The sequence below is a fragment of the Meiothermus rufus DSM 22234 genome (assembly GCF_000423425.1).
GTDB classification, from domain to species: Bacteria; Deinococcota; Deinococci; order Deinococcales; family Thermaceae; genus Meiothermus; species Meiothermus rufus.
The window spans coordinates 1-5,465 of the sequence record NZ_AUHY01000102.1; the positions used below are offsets into that span (position 1 = coordinate 1).

Below are 5,465 nucleotides of genomic sequence, written 5' to 3' on the forward strand. Positions count from 1 at the left end.
TCCGGCCAGGCCCTTTTCTTTTAGGGCTTTTTTCCAGCGGTGGTAGGTGGCCCGGCTGATCCCCACCAGGTCCTGGATCTCCTTCCAGCTCTTTTTACTTTCACGCAGGGCTTTGACCAGTCGGAGCTTGCGCAGACGTTCCTTGACCTCTGGGTCGCCTGCTTTGGCCTCGGCCAGCCTCTGTGCTTGTCTAGCGCCTTGCCATATCTCTCGGCCAACGGTGGTAAACTGCACCTGGGGAACCTCCTTTCTTGGTTGGTTCCCCTCTTTTTATCCCAGCTTAGAGTCTCACATGTGTCCGTCCAGGTTCACAGCCCTGAGGTGATTCGCAGGGCCGGTGCGTGAAGTCACGCGACTAGCCGAACACCGCCGCCCCCGGCTGGAGTTCAAGCTGAGGCACAATCCGGGTGAAGCAGCAAGCCAGACTCAGCGCGGTGGGCTCGAGGGGTATAGTTCCGCCGCGTTGGCGTGCAGGACGCGCTCCGCCGCCCACCTTGCCTCAGAGTCGCTGAGGTCGCCACCCTGAACGGTGACCTCCAGGACGTCGGCCAGCACCCGGCGGCCCCAGCGGGCCGCTAGCCAGAACAGTTCGGGGGTACGCTGGGCGTCGGTGGAAAAGAGCACCTTGCGGATCGGGGCCAGGTGCAACGCTTCGTGCACCGCGGTGCGCATCCCGTGCACGCTGGTATAGGGAATGGTCAAGCCAACGTCAAGGTATGCGCCGGGGTATACGCTGGCCAGGTACCCGGCCTCACGCACGAAGGGGTAGCAGTGGAGCAGCACTACCTTCAGCCCTTTGAACCGAGGTTCCTCAAGGACCGCTCGCAGGTGCAGCGGGTTGGCCCGGCGCAAATCCAAGTCGGGGTCGCCGTAGCCGGTATGGAACTGCACGGGCAGCTCGGTCTCGGCGGCGACCTCGAGGGCCTTCCACACAGCCGCATCCAGCAGGGTTTTATTCGTAATTTTGGGAACTTCCCCAGCTTGCAAGCGGCGTTTGAGGGCGGTATAGCTCTGCTCGACCTCGAGGCCCGGAGGAAGGATCTCAAGTCCAGAGCGATAGGCAATAATGCTCTTGAAGCCCGCCAGTGTAGGGGCGGTTGCATACAACAACTCGACGAAAGCCCGCTCGAGGCCAGCATAGCTGTCGTGCCAGGGAATCAGCTTGGCGAGTTCGGTCTCAAGGCGCAAAATCCGCCGCACCGGCACCCCGGCCAGAGCCCCGCTCTCCTCTACCCCCATCAGCAGATCGGGCCAGATGCCGTCGTCGATCAGCCACTGGGAGATGTTGGCCTGGGCGAACATCCGGCGCGCCAGCTCGGCGTACTCCCAGCCCTGCCGGGCCGCTCGCACCGCCTCATCCGTGGCCTCACAGCCATAAAATTCAGCCAGGTCGCGCAAGCTGCGGCGAAAAAAAAGGGTGTCGGGAACGAATTGCGAAAGCACCCGAGAGTCGTAGGCCTCGCTGAAGTAGGGCTCGAGGGGAGTCGAACGCCAGATTTCCTCACGGAACAGGGCGTGGGCGTGGTGGTCGTAGATGGGGATATGCGATAGCTCCACCCTTCCCCCTAGTAGCGCTCGGCCAGCAAGCGCACTTCCTCCTCGAGGGTCAGCTCCTTGAGGGCTTCCCACTCCATCTGTTTCACCGCAAGGTACGCCCTAGCCCGTGCGGGACCGAGAGAGCCAAGCAACACCGTGTCCTCCCGCAGCGCGTCCAAGGCTTGACCCAAGCTGGTCGGCAGCGAGTCGAATCCCATCCGTTCACGCTCCTCCGACGAGAGCAGCCCGGGGTCCACCGTCGCTTCAGGGGGCAGCGGGAGTTCGCGCCTCAAGCCATCCACCCCCGCTGCCAGCAGCGCCCCCAGCGCCAGGTAGGGGTTGGCGCTGGCATCCGAGGCTTTGAGCTCGAAACGGGTAACCCCCGCGCTGCCACGGCTCACCCGCAGGGCGGCTTCGCGGTTATCGTAGCCCCAGGCGCGAAAAGCCCCGGCCCAGAAATGGGGGCGGATGCGCCGGAAGGAGTTAGGCGTCGGAATGGTAAGCGCGGTCAAACCGGGCAGGTGGGCCAACACCCCGGCTAAGAAGTGCCGACCGGTGGGGCTCAGCCCGGTAGGATGCGCGGGATCGCCCAAGGCGTTATTCTCCCCTTGCCAGAGGCTCAGGTTAAGGTGGCAGCCACTTCCGGCAGCATCTTCGAAGATTTTGGGTAGAAAGCTCGCTACCAAGCCGTGCTGCACGGCCACCCCGCGCACGGTTTCGCGGTAAACGATCTGATGGTCGGCGGCTTGCAGGGCGTCGCTATAGCGAATCGAAAGCTCCTGCTGGCCGGGGCCGGACTCGGGGTAGTAAAACTCGGGCTGCAGGTCTTGGGCCAATAGGGCCCGAGTAAGCTCGTGAATGAAATCCTGGTGGCGGTTCATCGCACCGGTCGCGGCGAAGACGCTGCGGTCGGCCGGGCGATACCCTTCTCCCTCCGGCCACAAGAGGAAAAACTCGTTTTCAAACGCCGCCTTGGCGCAGAGGCCCAATTCGGCCAGGGCCGCGATCTGCTGGCGCAGGTACTCGCGCGGGCAGTGTTCCCAGGCCCGCCCCCCCACGCGCATATCTCCAATCACCTGAGCCTGGCCAGGAGCGTAGGGCAGCAGCTTGAGGGTATCCCAGTCAGGTACCAATCGGGCCTCGCCTACCGGCCCCAGGCCGCTGTCCTTGGCTACCGCATCGTACATCACCGGGAGAGCTTGCTGCGCCATAGCAATGCCCACCCCCTCGGGCAGACCGTCGGCCAACAAGCTCACGTGGGCGGCTTTCCCCCGGATCAAATTGGCGTGGTCGCACCACAGGATGCGCACCCACTCGACTCCAGCCCGCTCGAGCCTCTCACGTATCGCTTCCATGGGCATCTCCATCGCGCATCGGCTAGGCCAATCGCTCCATCACCTCGGCCAAAAACTCCCGAAACGCCGCATTCAAGTCCCGAATCATCGCATCGTTAGGGCGCTCTTGGTCGTCCTCGTAACGCAGGTATAAGGCACGGTTGAACTCTAGGCCAAACCCCCATACCGGTCGTGGGCGGGCCGGATCGCTGTAGCGCTGACTGATCTGGTCGCTCTTCCAGGGCTCGCCCAGGGTGATGGCCTCGGTGGGCTGACCGCGCAGCACCGGCGCAAAGTGCCTCTGAGCCAGGCCCAGCACCTCCCGGGCTACGCGCTTGGGCAGGCTGGAATGGCTCGCCACGGGGTCGCCCTGGGCATCGGTGCCCGCCATCAGGCATATCCCAGGCCGCGGTTTCCCTGCATCCGGGCCGATCGCCGGGCCGGTGGGCTGCATGGAATGGCCATTGACCAGAAGCCGGATGGCATGCGTTCGCAGCATGCGCTCGATCTCGGCGTGGAAGCTATCCCAGTAGCGCCGTAACCGTTCCTCTCGCTTCTGTGCGTCCAGAGCAAAACCGGAGGGATACAGGGGCCGCCCTTCAAAGTCGGTGAGCTTGATCACCCCGTTAGCGCCCGCTTCCTCCCGGTCCCGGTTGAGATCTACCACGAAACGGCTGAACGGGGCCTGCAGGGTATACGCCTCGGGGGTGTGAAACAGCACCTCGGTATGGGGGTCACCCTCGCGGAAGAGCCAATCCAACCGGGCCTGACGTGCCAGGGAATCGTAGAAACGCTCGCCCAGCATCTCGGCCAAGACCTCGGCAGGAACCTGAAAGGAACTGTGGGGGGTGATGACTAAAGCCGGCAGTCTCATAACGGGAGCGCGGTGCCCTCCTTGAACTCTTCCAACACGATGCATGTCTCGACCCGACCCACTACCTGCTGGCTCTCGGAAAAGCGCCGCAGGAAATCCCGCAGCGCAACGTGATCGCGCACCGCCACCTTGAGCAGGGCGTCATCGGAACCGGTCAGGGTGTAGCACTCCAGCACCTCCGGCAGCCCCTCTACCGCGCGGCGCAACGCCGGAAGGTTAGAGGCATCGAGGTTGTTCTTGAAGGTTAGTTTGAGAAAGCACAGCAGGTCCAAGCCCAGCTTAGCACGGTCTAAAATCCCTACTGTACGGCGGATGTATCCCTCCAGGTGAAGCTTGTGGAGCCGCTTGTGCACCCCTGCTGGGGAAAGCCCCGACGCGCGCGCTAGCTCGGCTCGGGGAATCGATGCATTTTGTTGCAGCAGTCCCAGCAGTATACGGTCGGTCTCGTCCATAGGGGTTGTTTTTTACTCTGCCTTATGAGGTGGAGAAATGTCAACCGAGTGCAGATGTTTGGTAAATTTAATGTAGCGATATTGCGAAATTCATAGAGTAAATGATACATTGTGGGCCATATCGTTACCGATGTGTCTCCGGTGCGATTTCGCTCTAGAGGAACCAAAGTCCATATGCCTTCCACAGAAAGTTCTCGGCTGTTTGCATCCTTATGCTCGAGACCCATGACCTTAGCAAAACTTTCAACGGGCTGATGGCCCTTCAGCAGCACCATCTACAGCTACAGCGGGGGGAGATCGTGGGGGTAATCGGCCCTAATGGTTCCGGCAAGAGCACCCTGTTCAACCTTATTAGCGGTTTCTTGCGTCCGAGCCAAGGCGGGGTGCGGTTCGAGGGGCGCGAAATCAGCCGTCTGGCCCCGGCCACCATCGCCCGGTTGGGGATCGCCCGCACCTTCCAAGGCACCCGGCTGTTCAAAAACCTGAGCGTGCTGGAGAACGTGCGGGCAGGAGCCCAGCTGCGCTATCCGGTAAACCTGGCGGAGGTCGTGAGCGGACTCGGCCGGGCAAAAATCCACCCTGCCGCCAGCGAAAAGATGGCCTGGGAGTTGCTGGAGATGGTCGGGTTGGGAGCGGTGGCCGATTGGCCTGCGGGTAGCCTGCCCTACGGCAATCAGCGGCGATTGGAGATCGCCCGGGCGCTGGCCACCGCTCCCCAGCTGCTTATGTTAGACGAGCCAGCCGCCGGGCTTGACTCGAGCGAGACCCTCACCCTCTTGCGCTTGATCCGCCAGGTGCGCGACAGGTTTGGGCTGGCGGTGCTCCTTATCGAACACGACATGGACTTGGTGATGAACCTATGTGAGCGCATCCAGGTGCTGGCTTATGGCCAGGTCATCGCCGAAGGCACCCCGGCGGAAGTGCAATCCGATCCCAAATAGGACTTACGCAGTTGGCTGAAGGATGTGGAGGGGATGGGCGAGATAACTTCGTATTGCCTCGCGAACAATGGACGCCTTGGCCTCGTACCAGCTCACCCCCCTGCGCAGCCGGTAGACCTCCAGCCGGAGGAAGGCCCGCAAAGCCAGGAGGAGGTGCCGCAGGATGGAGACCGCCTTCCTCACCTGGGCCCGCTCCACCCCACAGCACTGCTTGAGCCCCCGATGGTACACTTCGATCCCCCATCCTTGCCGCTCTAACTCCGCCCGCTTCTCTTCGCTCATCCCCAGATGGTTCGTGGCCCAGTACTCCGCCTCCCCGTCCTTGGAG

General features: G+C 62.6%; 6 protein-coding genes and 1 pseudogene. 1 reads left to right on the forward strand and 6 read right to left on the reverse strand.

Annotation, left to right across the window (positions count from 1 at the left end; translation table 11 throughout):
* The 5 genes from G552_RS15610 to G552_RS0113355 all read right to left on the reverse strand — a co-directional run.
* Window positions 1-234, reverse strand: a 234-nt coding sequence (locus tag G552_RS15610) for a helix-turn-helix domain-containing protein (RefSeq protein ID WP_169447892.1), incomplete at its 3' end; no start/stop codon positions are given.
* Between the two features lie 192 nt (window positions 235-426).
* On the reverse strand, window positions 427-1,557 hold the full coding sequence (locus tag G552_RS0113340; protein ID WP_027883458.1) for an amidohydrolase family protein: 1,131 nt from the start codon (window positions 1,555-1,557) through the stop codon (window positions 427-429).
* Between the two features lie 8 nt (window positions 1,558-1,565).
* A complete protein-coding gene (locus G552_RS0113345) occupies window positions 1,566-2,891 on the reverse strand; it encodes a glutamine synthetase family protein (protein WP_084640449.1) in 1,326 nt (441 codons plus the stop codon).
* Window positions 2,892-2,913: 22 nt separating this feature from the next.
* Entirely contained in the window at window positions 2,914-3,744 is an 831-nt protein-coding gene (locus G552_RS0113350; protein ID WP_027883460.1) for an N-formylglutamate amidohydrolase, read from the reverse strand.
* Window positions 3,741-4,196, reverse strand: a complete 456-nt coding sequence (locus G552_RS0113355) for an Lrp/AsnC family transcriptional regulator (protein ID WP_027883461.1) — start codon at window positions 4,194-4,196, stop codon at window positions 3,741-3,743. Before G552_RS0113355 ends, G552_RS0113350 begins: the two co-directional genes overlap by 4 nt.
* A gap of 212 nt (window positions 4,197-4,408) precedes the next feature.
* Here G552_RS0113355 and G552_RS0113360 point away from each other — a divergent pair, with 212 nt between their 5' ends.
* The gene (locus G552_RS0113360; RefSeq protein WP_036270967.1) at window positions 4,409-5,137 is read left to right on the forward strand and encodes an ABC transporter ATP-binding protein; all 729 of its coding nucleotides are present in this window, start codon (window positions 4,409-4,411) and stop codon (window positions 5,135-5,137) included.
* Window positions 5,138-5,140: 3 nt separating this feature from the next.
* Here the strand turns inward: G552_RS0113360 and G552_RS0113365 are convergent.
* Window positions 5,141-5,465: pseudogene (locus G552_RS0113365) on the reverse strand (IS701 family transposase); the annotation flags it as partial.

Coding starts and splice junctions, on each gene's coding strand:
- G552_RS0113355 (WP_027883461.1), bottom strand. CDS start 4,196: ATGGACGAGACCGACCGTATACTGCTGGGACTGCTGCAACAAAATGCA.
- G552_RS0113350 (WP_027883460.1), bottom strand. CDS start 3,744: ATGAGACTGCCGGCTTTAGTCATCACCCCCCACAGTTCCTTTCAGGTT.
- G552_RS0113345 (WP_084640449.1), bottom strand. CDS start 2,891: ATGGAAGCGATACGTGAGAGGCTCGAGCGGGCTGGAGTCGAGTGGGTG.
- G552_RS0113360 (WP_036270967.1), top strand. CDS start 4,409: ATGCTCGAGACCCATGACCTTAGCAAAACTTTCAACGGGCTGATGGCC.